Below are 16,303 nucleotides of genomic sequence, written 5' to 3' on the forward strand. Positions count from 1 at the left end.
TATTATTAAATGGAAAGTAATAAGACAAATAAACACATAAACCCCTGAAATCAAATAAATAAAGTTAAGCACTTATTCTTTAGAAAATTTTGTGTGTGGTTCGTATCATTTGATAAGTATCACCCCTATTACTTGTTAGACTTAGTAAAACTCATAACCATACTCACAATACTCACTTAACCTATTACTTACTTAACCTATAATGGAGAATACAATGTCTACTCCCTCTACCCTAATCAATCTTGCTGGCGGACAATTTGGCAGCGTCGATTGGTCAAATTGCGCTATCGTCTTTATTGATTATCAAAACGAATATGTTGATGGTGCACTGCCTTTGGGTGAAGCCGGCGCTAAAGCAGTTGCCAATGCGCGCCTGCTGCTTGAAAAAGCCAGAAAGGAGGCTGTTCCCGTGTTTCATGTGGCGCATCATGGCGAAGATAATGGCAATATTTTTGACCCACTGTCATCTAAGGTCAACTTTATCGAAGATGTAAAACCGCTTGATAGCGAAAAAACCATAACCAAAAAACATCCTAACGCCTTCCATGATACGCCACTGCAAGAGCTGCTAAAAGCGACTGGTAAACAGCAGGTTATCTTTGCAGGCTTTATGAGTCACATGTGTGTCAGCTCAAGCGTGAGAGCCGCCTTTGATATTGGCTTGGAGAACTTTGTTTGTCATGATGCTTGTGCTACTCGTGATTTGCCTGATGCTAAAGGCAGTGCCATAACTGCGGACATCATGCATGACACCGCGATGGCGGCCCTTCAAGACATGTTTGCAACCTTACTATCGACAGATAAGCTCGTTAATCATTAGGGGCTGTATAGATATAGGTATTGGTATAACTAATACAAAATAGTAGTAAGAAGTGTGTGAAATCATTACCTAAGCCTTACGGACAGCGCACTGACTACCTGATATGCTACACTACCACGCACACCTGACTATATATTTTGGCAAAACAACCTCTAATAATAAGCCTTAGTGGAATAGGCAGTAACTGTGCGTCGCTGTGTTGTTTTCAATCATTTAAATTTTAACCACTCTAACAAGGATAATAATATATGAATATTAAATTAACCCAACAATTACCCCAAACTCATACCAAAAAGATTCTCAAAAAAGAAGCCAAAGATAAAGACGAGGCTTGCCTAGTAGTACTAGTCGATGATAAAAAAAATATCCTTGCCGAATCTGCGTTAACGGATTATACAACTCGTATTGAGCAATTAATCGAAGTCTCGCATTTCAATGGCAAAGCCTGTGAGACTGTCGCTGACTACGCATTGGCAGGTGACAAAAAAACCACTAAGCAAAATCCAGTGCAGCTATTGTTGGTCGGTGTGGGTAATGTTGATAAGCTCAACAACACCGTATTACAAAAGATCGCTAAGACTATCTATGACAGCACGCAAAAGCGTGTCGCTTCAATCACAGTCGCGCTTGGTGATACCTTAGAAGACACTCAGTTCGGTCAGTTTGCGCTGAATCTATTGGCAGCAAGCTATCGCTTTGATAAATACAAATCTGAGCAAACCACGCCTATTCTTACAGATATTTATGTACTGGCTGATGCAGCGCTTGAGCCTGCATTGGAATTTGCACAATCTGTCTTTGCCGGTCAAAGCCTAACCCGTGACGTGGCCAATGAACCAGGCAACATTTGCTTCCCTGCTTATATGGCAGAGCAAGCCGAAGCACTGGCAAAAACCTATCCTGACCTACTAAAAGTAACGGTGCTGGGTGAAGATGAGATGGCAGAGCTGGGCATGGATTGCTTCTTAGCAGTCGCTCAGGGCTCTACCAAAGAAGGTAAGCTTGTGCTGATGGAGTATCAAGGTAAGTCAAAATTTGGCGCAAAAACCACTACCAGTAGTGCAAAAGTCAGCGGTGGTCTAAAAGCGCTGGCTGATAAAATACCGACCAAACTTCCTAATAAGAAGTCTGCTAAAAATGCTGACAAAGACAGCGCTGATGATGTACAAGCTACAAACGATGATGCACCAATCGTCTTGGTTGGTAAAGGCGTGACCTTTGACTCAGGTGGTATCTCAATCAAGCCAGGTGCAGCGATGGATGAGATGAAGTTTGATATGGGCGGTTCAGCCGCTGTACTCGGTACCATCAAAGCCTTGTGTGAAGCACGCTTACCAATTAACGTCGTCGGCGCGTTAGCCTGCGCAGAAAACATGCCATCAGGTGATGCAACTCGTCCTGGCGATATCGTAAAAGCCATGAACGGTAAATCCGTTGAAATCCTAAATACTGATGCGGAAGGCCGCTTAGTACTTGCCGACACGCTATGCTACGTACAACGTTATCAGCCAAAAGCCATCATCGATGTGGCAACCTTAACGGGCGCTTGTGTCGTGGCCTTAGGTCATGTGCGCTCAGCCGTCTTTAGTAATGATGAAGATGTACTATTTGAGCTTGAAAACGCCAGCATGCAATCAGGCGATCTCGTTTGGCATATGCCAATGGATGATGCTTATCAATCGCAGCTCGACTCGCCGATCGCTGATATGCAAAACATCGGTGGCAAAGGAGCTGGCGCAGTCACCGCTGCTTGTTTCTTATCGCGCTTCGTCGAAGAAGGTCAAGCATGGGCGCATCTAGACATCGCTGGTACGGCATGGAACTCAGGTAAAGAAAAAGCTGCAACGGGTCGTCCAGTACCACTGTTTATGCAATATCTAAAAAACAGTATCTAAGTGCCCTAAGTATTGGGGCAGGTATGATTTGGGCGTTTGTCTATTCTTTGACTAAATATCACTTGATTTAGGTCTGTTGATTCAATGTCACTTGGTCAAACGCTATTAACCTAGAGTGTTTATCGCATGCAAATTAGCTTTTATGTATTAAGTGAGAGTAAAGCCCAAGACCTCTTGGGCTTTATTTGTCAGTTGACCCAAACTGCACTTAATAAAAGCAACCAGTCGTTATTAATCCTTGCTGAAGAGGATGTCTTACTTGGCACACTTGATGAGGCACTGTGGGCGCGTGATGCCAGCAGCTTCATTCCGCATCAACGTCTTAACAACGATAGCAGCACAGCGACTGACAATACTGCTGATACTGCTGATACTGCTACCAAGTTAGCACCTGTATTGCTCAGCAGCTATATGCCAATCGATTTTGATGGTATTGTGCTCAATATCACTCCTCGACCAGTCAATGACTTTATGGCGGCCGCTGGTAGCGCGAACCCTACTCGCGTGCTTGAGCTCATTAAACCTGATGCAAAAAGCATGCAAGAGGGGCGCAATAAGTACAAGCACTATCAGCAGTTAGAGTATCAACTCACGCACTTTAAAGTGTAGTATGCTTTAAGCTTCTCTTTCTATTTCACGACCAAACCCAAGTGCCAAATGAGCGCTTGGGTTTTTTTATGCCTTTTTAATCTTGCCCAAACCTCCTAAATATAAAGATATTTTAGTCTGTTCACCTACGTAAATACGGTATATCAGTAGGAGAATATACAAAAAAATGCTAACATCCACCCATTTATAATGCTGTTTTTATAATGGTTTTTCTTATTTGATTATGTTGAGGATGGAGTATGCGATCATTGATTGCGATGTACCAACGAATAGGACTGGTGCCGCTGATTATTATCGGCTTAGTGCTAGGGGTTTTAATTGGCTGGCTTGCGCCTAATATCGGTATTGCCTTAGGACTACTCGGTACACTGTTTGTCGGTGCACTAAAAGCTGTAGCGCCTGTGCTGGTCTTTATTTTGGTGATGGCAGCGATTTGTCAGCATCGCAGTGGTAGTGAGGTTTATATCAAGCCGGTGCTGATTATGTATGTCTTTGGCACTTTTTTGGCAGCACTGACGGCGGTTGGAGCAAGCTTCTTATTCCCAACCGAACTGGTGCTCATAAACGCCACTATCGAGCAAGTACCTCCAGCGAACCTAAAAGAGGTCTTGACCAATCTACTCATGAACCTCGTCGCAAACCCAGTCGAGGCTGTCGCCAATGCCAACTATATCGGTATCTTGGCATGGGCATTAATCATCGGCTTTGCGCTACGTCAAGCAGGAGATGCCACGCGCAATATGGTGGTGGACTTTTCTGAAGCTATCTCGCAAGTGGTCAAATGGGTCATTGCGCTCGCGCCTTTTGGTATCTTAGGCTTGGTCGCCAATACAGTGGCTGAGACAGGCTTTGAAGCACTGGCAGGTTATGCGCGTATTTTGATGGTATTGGTCGGCTGTATGCTATTCATTGCGCTGGTTGCCAATCCTATTATTGTCCTCGTCAAAACGGGCAAAAACCCTTATCCACTGGTATTTACTTGCTTGCGTGAGTCAGGCATTACTGCCTTTTTTACGCGTAGCTCGGCGGCCAATATTCCAGTAAACATGAACCTCGCCGACAAGTTAGGTCTGCACAAAGATACTTATTCGGTCACCATTCCACTCGGTGCGACCATCAATATGGCAGGTGCGGCGATTACGATTAACGTGTTGACGCTGGCTGCTGCGCATACGCTCGGTATCGAAGTAACTTTTGCTTCAGCATTGCTATTGAGTTTAGTAGCGACCATTAGTGCTTGCGGTGCTTCTGGTGTCGCTGGTGGTTCTTTACTATTGATTCCGCTTGCCGCTAGCTTGTTTAGTATTCCAAACGACATTGCCATGCAAGTAGTCGCAATTGGTTTTATCATTGGTGTGATTCAGGATTCTGCAGAAACGGCACTGAACTCGTCGACCGACGTGCTATTTACAGCGGCGGCTGATCCAAAATACTCTCGTTAATATTATAAATAGCGTTAAAATTATAAACAGTTAATCACTTACTTGCCAAAAAAACGCCACTTATTAAGTGGCGTTTTTTTTATTGCAAAAGCTGACATCGATACTGATACCATTTCCAAAAGTTAGAGTAACGCGGAAAACTTGTACAAGTACTACTCCTAGTAGACTTAGCAAGTTTGACAAAGTTAATCGTACTTTTTGGGCTTGGTATGATTTTATGTTCAGACTACTTAATATGACGAACTTCCACTTCCACCGTTGGTGCTTCTAGTTCCCACTGACGCTTGAATTGGCGTAGTTGCTCAAGCTCATCTAATAGTTCAAGGATCAAGCCAATAGCAGGCACGCTGGCTTCAAAGTCACGGCTCAGGCGTGAAGCACGGCGGACGGTCGTTAGCTGATAGCCTGTGAACTGCTCACTATCTGGGACATCATATTCGATGATATTCTCTTCAATCAACGCCAATACCCATTGGTGCTCCTGACCGCACGCAGACACTAGCTCATCTAAGCTCAAAACAATATCGTTTAATTCGGGCGAGTGTTTCATAGTTATCATCCTCGTTATCTCTTTATTTTTATCGCTTTCAATTGTGCATCTTGTTTCCTTATCAACGCCTAACTTATCAACGCTGAATGGATGCATGAGCAAAGGCTTGTTTCAGTTGCTCATAAGCTTGTTTTTCTGCCTCGGTGCTGACATCAGGGTTGATAATATTTAGGGTTAAATAAAGATCACCCGCTTGCTTAGCTGGGATGCCTTTGCCTTTTAGGCGTAAGTTGCTGCCAGATTTACTGTTTTTTGGGATACTAACACCTAGCGTGCCTGCTGGCGTCGTGACGTTTACTTTTTCGCCCAGCGCCGCTTCCCATGGGGCGATATTCACTGTCTGATAGACATCGGCACCTTCTAAACGGATGTTGTCCGTATGGCGAATCTTGACTTTCAAAAACAAATCGCCGTTTTTACCACTGCCAATACCAGCAGCGCCTTGCCCTGCTAGGCGGATTTGCTTACCATCAGTGATACCTTTAGGTATTTTTATTTTGAGGGTTTTATTCTCGTAGTCGACGCTGCCGTTAGGCTGACGAACAGGAACGTTTAGCTTAATACTATAATCATCACCACTATATACAGAGGCTAAATCAACGGTAATCTCTGCATGTTGGTCTTGGCCTTTGCTGTCTTGAGCACCAAAGCCACTACCAAACTGATCAAAGCCGCCCTGTTGTGACTGCCCACCGCGTGCACCGCGCCCAAAAGCCGAAAAGATATCATCAAAGCGAAAGCCGCCATCGCCAAAGGCCTCACCATCGCCAAACTGATCTTTGATATCTTCCCAGCGGAAGCCACCCTGCTGTCCACCAGACTGACCACCAAAGCCGCCGAACCCACCTGCGCCACTTTGACCGGCAAATGGGTTGTTTAGCATGGCGTCATATTCAGCACGCTTTTCTTTGTCCCTGATGGTTTCATATGCGTTATTAATTTCAGCAATCTTATTGTCAGCATCTGGATCGTCGCTGACATCAGGGTGATATTGACGAACGAGCTTACGGTATCTCTTTTTTATCTCAGCGTCTGAGGCGTCTTTTTTGACCCCTAAAATGTCATAGTAGTTTTTTTCTGCCATGTTATTTTTCCTTATTGTATTTATTTACAAAAATTCAGCTAATACATAATATGGGGATGATGGATCAGTATTTCATTTTTGCCTGCTGCTATCATTCATAAAGCTTTATTCACATATAGTCAACTCGAAATAAAATCGATGCGTTTATAGTGTCGTGCTACTGGTACAAATTTTCCTTGCTTGCTGTGCGCTTCGCACTCCAGAGGCTGCACAAAATTTATCCCAGTAGCACTGTATCGGTTTTAAAATGTATCAACTATATGCCATTTTGATTTTGGCATCATTGTTGTTTAACCGCTGTTGCCATAGTGTCAATTCGTGCAAACTAATAGACGCGGCTTTTTAGTTAGAGGCGAAATGACCCAATTATTTATAGAATACCCATATTAACAAGCATATGCACATTGGCAAACTTTGAACTCAAGCGTTTTTTACATATCTGTAAGGAAAGAGCAAGTTATTTATTGTATTATGTGTGCATTATTCGTACTCATAGGGAGTAGGAATATTATAGGCAAGAGTATCTGTCTATCTTATAAACTGCATAAAGGTATTAAATGTCTTATTTAATCAAGTCTTTGGTTGTCACGTTATCGCTACTGCTGAGTACCACAGTCTTTGCCGGTAACACCAGTTACTACGGTAGTAAATTTCATGGCAAACGCACCGCTAGCGGTAGTATCTTCAATATGAATGCTATGACCGCTGCTCACAAAACGCTGCCGTTTGGTACGGAAGTAGAAGTGACCAACAAAAAGACAAAGCAGAGCGTAATAGTAAAAATCACAGATAGAGGTCCTTTTACACCAGGACGAATTCTTGATTTATCTAAAGGCGCTGCTGGTAAAATAAACTGTCAGCTTTGTACCACTACCATGAAGATTCTGTCTTATGGTGATGGTAAATACCGTAAGCAATAATGTAATAAAAAAGGAGAAGCTGGTGCTTCTCCTTTTTTTATGGCTGCTATTCAACTTTTAAGTGATAGTTCAACTTTTAAATAATAGCTGATTCATCATTTATCGAAACCCTTTACTCAAAACTGGCTTCCATCTCTTCTAAAGTCGTCATGGCAAGCAATAGCTTTTCTTCATTGTCGCCATGCTGTTGTTGCAGCTCCGTTTGCTCATCAAGCAACTTTAATAAGTCTGTTTTACGGCTCTCTTCATAAAGGTCAGTATCGGCAAGCTTTTCTTCAAGAGCAATCAGCTGTTTATCAATCTTAGCCAAAGTCTTTTCTGTCTCTTCAATGTCACGGCGGACAGGTGCGGTCAGCTTGCGCTGTTCAGCGGCCAGCTTGCGCTGCCCTTCTTTACTAAGCGTTGGCTGCGCGGCTTTGGTCTTTTCTGACATAGCAGATGCTTTATTGCTTACTTGACTGTTATTTGTTTCACGTGAAACAAACTTCTTACTCTCTTTTTTACTTTTCTTCTTACCAGTGTTTTTCTCTGGCGCATTCTCTTGTTTGCGTTTGTCGCTAAGCCATTTACCATAGTCGCTGATATCACCATCGAACTCTTCAATCTTGCCATCATGGACAAGGTATAGCTCATCGCAGACATTGGCAATCAGTTCACGATCATGCGAGACCAGAACGACTGCGCCCTCAAAACCTTGCAACGCCAACGTCAAAGCTTGACGCATTTGTAAGTCTAAATGGTTGGTTGGCTCATCAAGTACTAGGACATTTGGGCGTTGCCAGACAATCAATGCCAAGGTTAAACGAGCACGTTCACCGCCCGAGAATAGCTTACTTGGCGTATCAATACGCTCACCGCGGAAGTCAAAACTACCCAAGAATGAGCGCAATAACGCGTCGGAAGTCTTGCCCGCCAAGCGGCGTAGCATCTCCATTGGCGTCGCTTCGGCATCTAGGGTATCCATTTGATGCTGATTAAAGTAACCAAGTTTGAGCGTATCAGATACGGTGTAGGTCCCAGACAGCACGCCCAGCTCACCAACCAAGGCTTTGATCAAAGTTGATTTACCAGCGCCATTCATACCGAGCAGCCCAAGCCGTGTGTCGGGAGTTACTTGCACATTGGCATTGTACAATAGCGGCGTATCACTGTAGCCAATATCAGCCTTAGTCAGTTCAATCAGTGGGCTACTCATGTGTGCCGGCTCATAAAACTTAAAGGAGAACGGGTTATCCGCCATCATTGGTGATAGATCCGCCATACGCTCTAGCTGTTTGATACGGCTCTGTGCTTGCTTGGCTTTACTGGCCTTAGCACGGAAGCGACGAATAAAGTCATCTAAATGTGCCCGCGTCTCTTGCTGCTTCTCATACGCCTGCTGCTGCTGCGCCATACGCTCATGACGGGTGCGAATAAACTGCTGATAATTACCGGTATATAATGTGATTTTTTGCTGTTCGACGTGCAAGATGTGACCGACTGTGGCATCTAAGAATGCCTGATCGTGTGAGATAACGATGACCAGCCCTTCAAATTGATTGATCCAAGTCTCAAGCCACAAAATCGCATCCAAATCCAAATGGTTGGTTGGCTCATCGAGCAATAACAAATCTGCACGGCTCATCAACGTCTTCGCCAGATTCAAACGCATACGCCAACCACCTGAAAACCCTTCTACTGGCAGCTCATGTTGCGTCGTATTAAAGCCAAGGCCCGCCATGATTTGTGCCGCTTTGGTGGGCGTACGATAACCATCGATTTCATCAAACCGCTGATGCAACACTCCAATCTGCTCATCACTGACCGTACTCAAGTCGCTCATTGCTTCGTTGAGCTCATACCACTCTTCGTCACCACCCAGCACATAGTCAATCGCCGTTTGCGCGCTTGCGCCAACTTCCTGCGCCATATGTGCCACCTGCCAAGTATCAGGAATGCTCACTTCTCCGCGATCGACGGTGACTTCGGTATCACCTGTGCCCATTTGCGTCAGTAATAAGGCAAATAGTGTAGATTTGCCTGTACCATTATTGCCCGTTAAGCCAACCTTGTGGCCTGGATGCAGCTGAAAGCTAGCACCAGAAAATAATTCACGGCCATCACGGCGAACACTAACGTCTTTAAATTCGATCATAGATTTTTTTCATCTCAATGTATTTTTGGCAAAATAATGTCATAGTAAAGCACACACAGCGTGCGCTAATTGCGGGCTATTATTTCAAACACACTCACTATAGGCAAACAATTAAAAAAGTATTTTAACATCTTAGCGCAGAACTCCCCTACTTCTAAAGTAGTGGGATGAATACGTAATCAGCAGCCCTCTAAGTGATATAATATGGTCATGCCAAAACAAATCTTAAAGGCCTATAAAGTCAGGCTGTACCCCAATGAGGATCAGCAGATATTCTTTGCCAAATCATTCGGCTGCACACGCTTTATCTGGAATAGGATGCTTAGTGACAAGATTAATCATTACAACGAGCATAAGACCGAGCTTAAAAACACTCCAGCTCAATACAAAAAAGAGTTTGAATGGCTAATAGAAGTCGATAGCCTGGCACTGGCTAACGTCCAGCAAAACCTAAGAGCCGCTTATAGTAAATTCTTCAAAGGATCGGGCTTTCCTAAGTTTAAGAAAAAAGGTCAGCGTGACAGCTACACCACCAACAACCAAAAAGGTACGGTATCCATCACCAGTAATAGCGTTAAGCTGCCCAAAATTGGTTATATCAACGCTAAGTTCCCAAATAAAATAAATGGCTTAATCAAGTCAGCGACCATCAGTAAAGAGCCTACAGGTAAGTATTTTGTCAGTTTACTGGTTGAGACTATTGTAGAGCCATTACCAAAAACCTACTCAAACATCGGCATTGACTTAGGCTTAACCGACTTCATCGTCCTATCAGATGGCAGCAAAGTCGCTAATCCTAAGTTCTTATCAAAGCTGCAACATAAGCTTGCGCGAGAACAAAAGATACTGGCCAAGCGTAGAGCAGTGGCCAAGGCCGATCAACGCAAGCTGTCTAAGAGCCGCAACTATCAAAAGCAAAAAGTTAAAGTCGCTAAGGTATATGAGAAAATAAGCAATACCCGAAAAGACTTTCTACATAAACTCTCATTCAATCTCATCAAAAACCACGATGTGATTGCCATAGAGGACTTAAACGTCAAAGGTATGGTTAAGAATAAAAAGTTAGCTAAAGCCATATCAGACAGCTCATGGTCAGCGTTTACCACCATGCTGGTTTATAAAGCGGACTGGTACGGCAAAACGCTGGTGAAAATAGACAGATGGTATCCATCTTCTAAAACCTGCTCAGGGTGCGCTCATGTGCTGACTAAGGCTGAGCTACCATTACAGGTGAGGACATGGAATTGCCCAAGTTGCTTGCAGGACAATGATAGAGACATCAACGCCAGTATCAATATCCTAAACGAAGGATTGAAGCTGTCCACGCTCAAAACCGTCGGTGCGAGGGGGTTAGCTTAGTCAATTTGCCTAACCGCTATTGCAGAATATCGCAAATAAGTATGGGTATTACCTAAGAAACCGTCACCTCTTTAGGTGGTCGGTAGTTCATATCCAAGTATTTACTATCAGCAACCGTTAAATCAATAAAGGACAGCCAGAATGACGCAGGCTATTGACAAATCCACGCAAACCCCCATTATGATATACTGTTAGGACACGATAACTGTGAGCAGCTAAGCTGTTTTTATATCGATAAAAAATAGATTTGGTGTCTTTCCTAGCTTTTTGTAGTCTTATAACAAAACGAAATAATCACAGCAATGATACGACAGTACCCATCCGAGTCCATCACATCGCCACTAATAGATTGTCGTCACTAACGCTGCCAATCATATCAAGACGACGATGGCATTTGATATTAGTAACCGAGGTAGATATGAACACACAAACCAACCAATACGATCCAAGCGCAAGCCAGCCTGTAGATCCCACTGTCTTAAGCCTAACCGATAGCGCGGCACAAAAAGTACGCCGACTGCGTGAAGAAGAAGGTGATACCGATTTGATGTTACGCGTTTATGTGACGGGTGGCGGCTGTTCAGGATTTTCTTACGGCTTTAGATTTGACAGCGACTTAAATGAAGACGATGCCAACTTTGATAACGGTGATGTCACTTTAGTTATTGACTCACTCAGCTATCAGTACTTACAAGGCTCTACTGTTGACTATATAGAAGGGCTAGAGGGCGCACGCTTTGTAGTAGAAAACCCTAACGCCACCACCTCTTGTGGTTGCGGATCATCATTTTCTATTTAGAAGCCGTTTAGTAGAAACTGTTTACCTAGACCCGTATTTAACCTCTCAGCCGTTAGCTTTTTTAATAAAGTTAACGGCTTAATTTTGACCTCTTTCTTATAGTTCCTCGTCATATCTTTTCTATATCCATGCTTAGAGTATTGATCCAAAAATACTCCAACCAGACCGCTCATTCGCGAAAACTAACGCCTTATCGAGAAAAGCCTTACTTTTTCATAAAAATATGCTTAGATAGTAATGTAATTATAGATGTGGTTATAAACAGTAAAGTTAATCTACAATATAAATGGCACATAATTGCAGTGATTACCCTGTCTTTAGTAGAATATTAAGACACTCCAATTAGACAATCCAGTGACGTGCCTAGCTATCGGTGTAGCACGTATAATTTAATAGCGCCTACTGTTTTAGCGCCCATAAGAAGTGCTCAAAGTGATGTGATTATCACCTGAAGAGAACCGTTAATCGTTACGAACTTCGCCCGTTACTGATTGTTAATCTTCTATAGTTTTTACGTTTAAGGAATAATAGTATGGCTAAATTAACACTTGATGCACTAAATGAAATTGATGGCTTTATGGCAGCAGCACTGGTTGATAGCGAATCAGGCCTAGCACTTGCAACATTGGGTACAGGCATCGATCTAGAACTTGCGGCGGCTGGTAACACTGAAGTTTTACGTTCTAAGCGTAAAGTTGCTGACGCTCTAGGTCTGGATGAAAGCATCGAAGATATCCTAATCACCCTAAGCAAGCAGTACCATTTGCTACGTCCATTGGTACGTAACAGTAACTTATTTTTATACCTAGTACTTGACCGTCAAAAGTCTAACCTAGCTATGGCTCGTCATAACTTAAAGAGCTTTGAGACTGAACTTGATTTCTCATAAGCCCGTTTAGAAGAACCGCTTAGTTTTTTATCTTACCTAGATATAATTCTAATCGCAAAAGCATCTACCTATCTATAGGTAGATGCTTTTTTTATATAAGGGCGCGTTGGCTAGCTTATAAAATACTGGCAAAATCGCCTATCCTATACTTGCTAAATACGCACAAACCGTTGAGCTGACCTAAAGTAAAGGTTACTGATTTTGTAATTGTGCATAGTTTTTAACCCTGCTTTGGGCTAAACTGACAAGGTTCTTAACATCGGCCATGACAGAGTACAACCCTTATAAACAAAAGGGGTAAATACAAACGGTGTTGCAATATATCATAACGAATAACAATAGATGACATACTATGAGTGATTTTTCCCAATTTAAAACTCCAGACTGGATGAGCAGTCAACATCTAACTGGAATGCTGCGTGGTATCGAAAAAGAAGGCTTACGGATCAAACCTGACGGCTATCTGAGTCGAGCACCGCACCCAGAGAAGCTCGGATCAAAACTGACGCATCCATTTATTACCACCGATTATTCAGAGAATTTGCTTGAGCTGGTCACTGACCCTAGGAACTCCCCGAAAGACACCTTGATGGTATTGCGCCAACTACATGTACTGGTGTATCGAGCTTTACCTGAAGAAGAGCTGATGTGGCCGCTGTCCATGCCTTACATGCGCTCAGCTGAAGATGAGGATATTCCTCTGGCAGACTTTGGCACCTCCAATACTGGCAAGCTTAAAACTCTATACCGCAGCGGTCTTGGCGTACGTTATGGTCGCCGCATGCAGTCCATTGCAGGGCTACATTACAACTTATCATTTGGTGATGGTTTGTTTGAGTCATGGCAAGCACAAACACCAGAAGCAAGCGATTTGACTCTCACAGAATTCAAAAACGATAAGTATCTCGGCCTGATTCGTAACTTCAAGCGCTTGACCAGTCTCGTGCTCTATCTACTAGGTGCAAGTCCTAACGTCTCCCCTTGCTTTTTGGCGGGCCGTGAGCATGATTTGATACTTCAAAACGACTCAACCTATTATAAGCCTGCCGCCACCAGCTTGCGTATGGGCAGACTGGGCTATACCAATAGTGTGCAAGAAAACCTTGATATTCGTTATAATAATTTACCAGAATATATCGTGGGTCTACGCCGTGCCATTCAAACACCTCATGAAAGCTTCCAAAAGTTGGGCTTAGATGATGATGACGGCAATCCAATACAGATTAATGATCATATTTTACAAATAGAAAATGAATATTATAGCCCTATTCGTCCCAAGCAAATTGCTGATCGCGGAGAGACGCCAACTGAAGCTTTAGAGCGTCGTGGTATCGCTTATGTTGAGTTTCGCGCCATCGACCTTGATCCCTATAGTGATATCGGTATCCGCTTATCGAGCGCCTGCTTCTTAGAGATCATGGCCTTATATTGTTTGTTTAACAGCTCACCTGACTTACTGCCTGCAGAAGATGAAGAGTTGGCAATTAACCTAGAGCGTGTGGTCAATGAAGGTCGCCGTGATGACTTACATATCATCAATGACGGTAAAGAGATTCCCCTACAGAGCTGGATGGTTGAACATCTAAACAACATGCTACCGCTAGCAGCACTATTTGACGCGCACTATGGTGGCAACGACTACCGTGCAGCATTGGCACTCATGCAAGGCAAAGCGGCTCAATCTGAGTCAACCATCTCCGCACAAGTCAACGCTGACAGTGAGCGTTTGGGCGGCATGTGGCAGCTTGGACTGACCCTAGCGCAGCAGCATCGCGGTGCTTTATTGCAGCAAGCTTTTAGTCCAAATACCCAAGCTAAATATGAGGTGTTGGCTGAAAAATCAATCCTGCAGCAAGCCGAGATTGAAAAAGCCGAAACAGAAGACTTTATGGACTTCATACAGCAGTATCGTTAATAAGTCAGCAGGCGGTTTGACCTGCTGCTGTGCCTAAGTAAGTTAGTTAGCAACCATTATCTAAGAGTACGTACTAGATGCAAAGATTCACCACTTATCGCCACTTACAAGTGTTTTTGGTCATTATGACCGTGATCGGAATGAGCTTTGCTTTGTTCTTTTTGCAGCGACATATGGGGTTTTCGCCTTGCCCGCTCTGTGTGTTTCAGCGGATCGGTTTGATGGTGATGGGCGGTTTTGCTTTAATCGCTGCGCTGTTAAATCCCAAATCTATCGCTGTGAAGCTCCTATTATGGATTGGCAGTCTGGCGGGTATTATTTGGTCAACTGGCGTCGCTGCACGTCATGTTTGGCTACAGCATCTACCTCCTGATCAAGTACCCACCTGCGGCCCTGGTCTTGATTACTGGCTAGACACCTTGCCTATGCAGCAGGTTTTCAATGAAGTGCTATCTGGTTCTGGAGAATGTGCCACCGTTGACTGGCGTTTTTTGGGTTTAAGCATTCCTGAGCAGTCGCTGATACTTTTTAGTGTACTATTACTGACTCACCTATTAATACTATGGCGAATCATGCGCCCTATGCTATCTGCTCGTAGATAACATTTCTGGTCATATAGCTCATTCTGGTTATATAACTGTTAATGTGATTTAGCTGATGGTCTTAGCAATATTATAATTTTAAAAATATCCATTAGCCGCTGACCTTTATCAGTGGCTTTTTTATTGTCAAAAGTGACTGCTTTATAACAAAAACCACACATAGTCATCAGGTTGTTCTGTTATCTTGAGCACCGTTTGTCGGTTATAAGTTACCTTCTGTCATAATATCTCTTGTATTTACTGCTAAAATCTTAAGAAATTGCTACGTATCTGGTATCAGCGATTTAGTTTTTGCGATAAAAGCCCAAATAAGAGTAATATTGTGGTTTTGACTTTTGTGACGTTTTTACAACGATGCTGAGCGCGATTAACGCTACCATATAGGTAAGTATTTTTAAATCATGCATATGCGTCGCCATCGTTTATAATTTTTAGCTTATTGTTGGTGTGATAATGAATTTTTTCGGGCCTACTTCTCCACTATTAACTATTTCTATCAAACGCTTCAGTCGTTTGTTATTACCCTTGCCGTTTTGTTTATTGTTGTTAGGCTGTGATAAGCCGTCCACTGCAACCACAGTGAATCAAAAATCCTCTGTACAACAGTCAGCAACCAATGATGATGGCGCTGCTGACGACACAGCCCAGATGGATGATTCTAGTATCGACTCTGCAGACAGTGTAGATGCAGATAGTGAAGATGAAGGCCAGTCGCTTATAGTAGCGGCAAAACCCGATAGTTCCGCACAAAAACGTCGTTCACCAATGATCTCGGAGCCCCAACCTGACAATGCTCTGCAGGCAACCTTAATTGGAGATTATGCAGGTATATTACCCTGCTCTTTTTGTGATGGTGTATCAGTAACCCTAAACTTATTTGCTGATAGCTCTGTACTAAAAACAAGCGTTTATGAGAACCCACAAACGCCAAGAGTCCCTTTGGTTGAACACGGTGTTTACCGTCAGGACAGTAATACCATCACGGTCGTTTATGATAATAAAGACATAGAAAGCTATAATATTCAAAGCAATCATCTGGTTATGTTAGACGACGATAAAAAGCCAAATACTGACTACACCCTAGCACGCAAGTAAGCAGCACACAGGGAGTCAGCGCGTAAACTAATGGCTTTTTTGAGTCGGGCATTGCAGTAGTTCTCTGAGTCATACTTCAGCCTAAAAGTACTATCTTCTAAAGTTTTTTGACTAATTAACGCCTCCCTGTTTGGCGTTTTTTATTGGTCATCTATCGAGGTTTACTTTACAATGAGCGCTGTTATAGTGA

Annotated in this window: 14 protein-coding genes; 11 read left to right on the forward strand and 3 right to left on the reverse strand. The window is 43.3% G+C overall.

The window, feature by feature from the left end; all coding sequences use genetic code 11:
- Positions 1–214: 214 nt before the first annotated feature.
- The 4 genes from JMY01_RS12630 to sstT all read left to right on the forward strand — a co-directional run bounded on the left by JMY01_RS12630 (position 215) and on the right by sstT (position 4,766).
- Positions 215–820, forward strand: coding sequence for a cysteine hydrolase family protein (locus JMY01_RS12630; RefSeq protein ID WP_201576365.1), 606 nt, complete (start codon positions 215–217; stop codon positions 818–820).
- Between the two features lie 248 nt (positions 821–1,068).
- Positions 1,069–2,715 carry a leucyl aminopeptidase gene (locus tag JMY01_RS12635; RefSeq protein ID WP_201576366.1) on the forward strand — a complete coding sequence of 549 codons (1,647 nt, stop codon included), beginning with the start codon at positions 1,069–1,071 and terminating at the stop codon, positions 2,713–2,715.
- Positions 2,716–2,841: 126 nt separating this feature from the next.
- A complete protein-coding gene (locus tag JMY01_RS12640) occupies positions 2,842–3,324 on the forward strand; it encodes a DNA polymerase III subunit chi (RefSeq protein WP_201576367.1) in 483 nt (160 codons plus the stop codon).
- A gap of 239 nt (positions 3,325–3,563) precedes the next feature.
- A complete protein-coding gene (gene sstT / locus JMY01_RS12645; protein ID WP_201576368.1) occupies positions 3,564–4,766 on the forward strand; it encodes a serine/threonine transporter SstT in 1,203 nt (400 codons plus the stop codon).
- Between the two features lie 226 nt (positions 4,767–4,992).
- On the opposite strand, the gene JMY01_RS12650 is transcribed toward sstT, so the two are convergent.
- Positions 4,993–5,316 carry a chaperone modulator CbpM gene (locus tag JMY01_RS12650; RefSeq protein WP_201576369.1) on the reverse strand — a complete coding sequence of 108 codons (324 nt, stop codon included), beginning with the start codon at positions 5,314–5,316 and terminating at the stop codon, positions 4,993–4,995.
- 76 nt (positions 5,317–5,392) lie between these two features.
- The gene (locus tag JMY01_RS12655) at positions 5,393–6,400 is read right to left on the reverse strand and encodes a J domain-containing protein (RefSeq protein ID WP_201576370.1); all 1,008 of its coding nucleotides are present in this window, start codon (positions 6,398–6,400) and stop codon (positions 5,393–5,395) included.
- Positions 6,401–6,957: 557 nt separating this feature from the next.
- Between JMY01_RS12655 and JMY01_RS12660 the strand changes: the two genes are divergently transcribed.
- Positions 6,958–7,320, forward strand: coding sequence for a septal ring lytic transglycosylase RlpA family protein (locus JMY01_RS12660; RefSeq protein ID WP_201576371.1), 363 nt, complete (start codon positions 6,958–6,960; stop codon positions 7,318–7,320).
- Between the two features lie 112 nt (positions 7,321–7,432).
- On the opposite strand, the gene JMY01_RS12665 is transcribed toward JMY01_RS12660, so the two are convergent.
- Positions 7,433–9,454, reverse strand: a complete 2,022-nt coding sequence (locus JMY01_RS12665) for an ABC-F family ATP-binding cassette domain-containing protein (RefSeq protein WP_201576377.1) — start codon at positions 9,452–9,454, stop codon at positions 7,433–7,435.
- A 204-nt stretch (positions 9,455–9,658) separates the two neighbouring features.
- On the opposite strand from JMY01_RS12665, the gene tnpB reads away from it, so the two are divergent.
- The 6 genes from tnpB to JMY01_RS12695 all read left to right on the forward strand — a co-directional run bounded on the left by tnpB (position 9,659) and on the right by JMY01_RS12695 (position 16,113).
- Positions 9,659–10,813, forward strand: a complete 1,155-nt coding sequence (gene tnpB, locus JMY01_RS12670; protein ID WP_227677917.1) for an IS200/IS605 family element RNA-guided endonuclease TnpB — start codon at positions 9,659–9,661, stop codon at positions 10,811–10,813.
- Between the two features lie 418 nt (positions 10,814–11,231).
- The gene (erpA, locus tag JMY01_RS12675) at positions 11,232–11,612 is read left to right on the forward strand and encodes an iron-sulfur cluster insertion protein ErpA (RefSeq protein ID WP_201576379.1); all 381 of its coding nucleotides are present in this window, start codon (positions 11,232–11,234) and stop codon (positions 11,610–11,612) included.
- Positions 11,613–12,144: 532 nt separating this feature from the next.
- Entirely contained in the window at positions 12,145–12,501 is a 357-nt protein-coding gene (locus JMY01_RS12680) for a roadblock/LC7 domain-containing protein (RefSeq protein ID WP_201576381.1), read from the forward strand.
- A gap of 352 nt (positions 12,502–12,853) precedes the next feature.
- On the forward strand, positions 12,854–14,416 hold the full coding sequence (gshA, locus tag JMY01_RS12685; RefSeq protein WP_201576383.1) for a glutamate--cysteine ligase: 1,563 nt from the start codon (positions 12,854–12,856) through the stop codon (positions 14,414–14,416).
- A 77-nt stretch (positions 14,417–14,493) separates the two neighbouring features.
- Entirely contained in the window at positions 14,494–15,018 is a 525-nt protein-coding gene (locus JMY01_RS12690; RefSeq protein WP_201576385.1) for a disulfide bond formation protein B, read from the forward strand.
- Positions 15,019–15,471: 453 nt separating this feature from the next.
- Complete coding sequence (locus JMY01_RS12695) at positions 15,472–16,113, forward strand: copper resistance protein NlpE N-terminal domain-containing protein (RefSeq protein ID WP_227677919.1); 642 nt, start codon at positions 15,472–15,474, stop codon at positions 16,111–16,113.
- Positions 16,114–16,303: the final 190 nt, after the last annotated feature.

The organism is Psychrobacter sp. H8-1, from assembly GCF_904846575.1.
Taxonomy (GTDB): Bacteria; Pseudomonadota; Gammaproteobacteria; order Pseudomonadales; family Moraxellaceae; genus Psychrobacter; species Psychrobacter fulvigenes.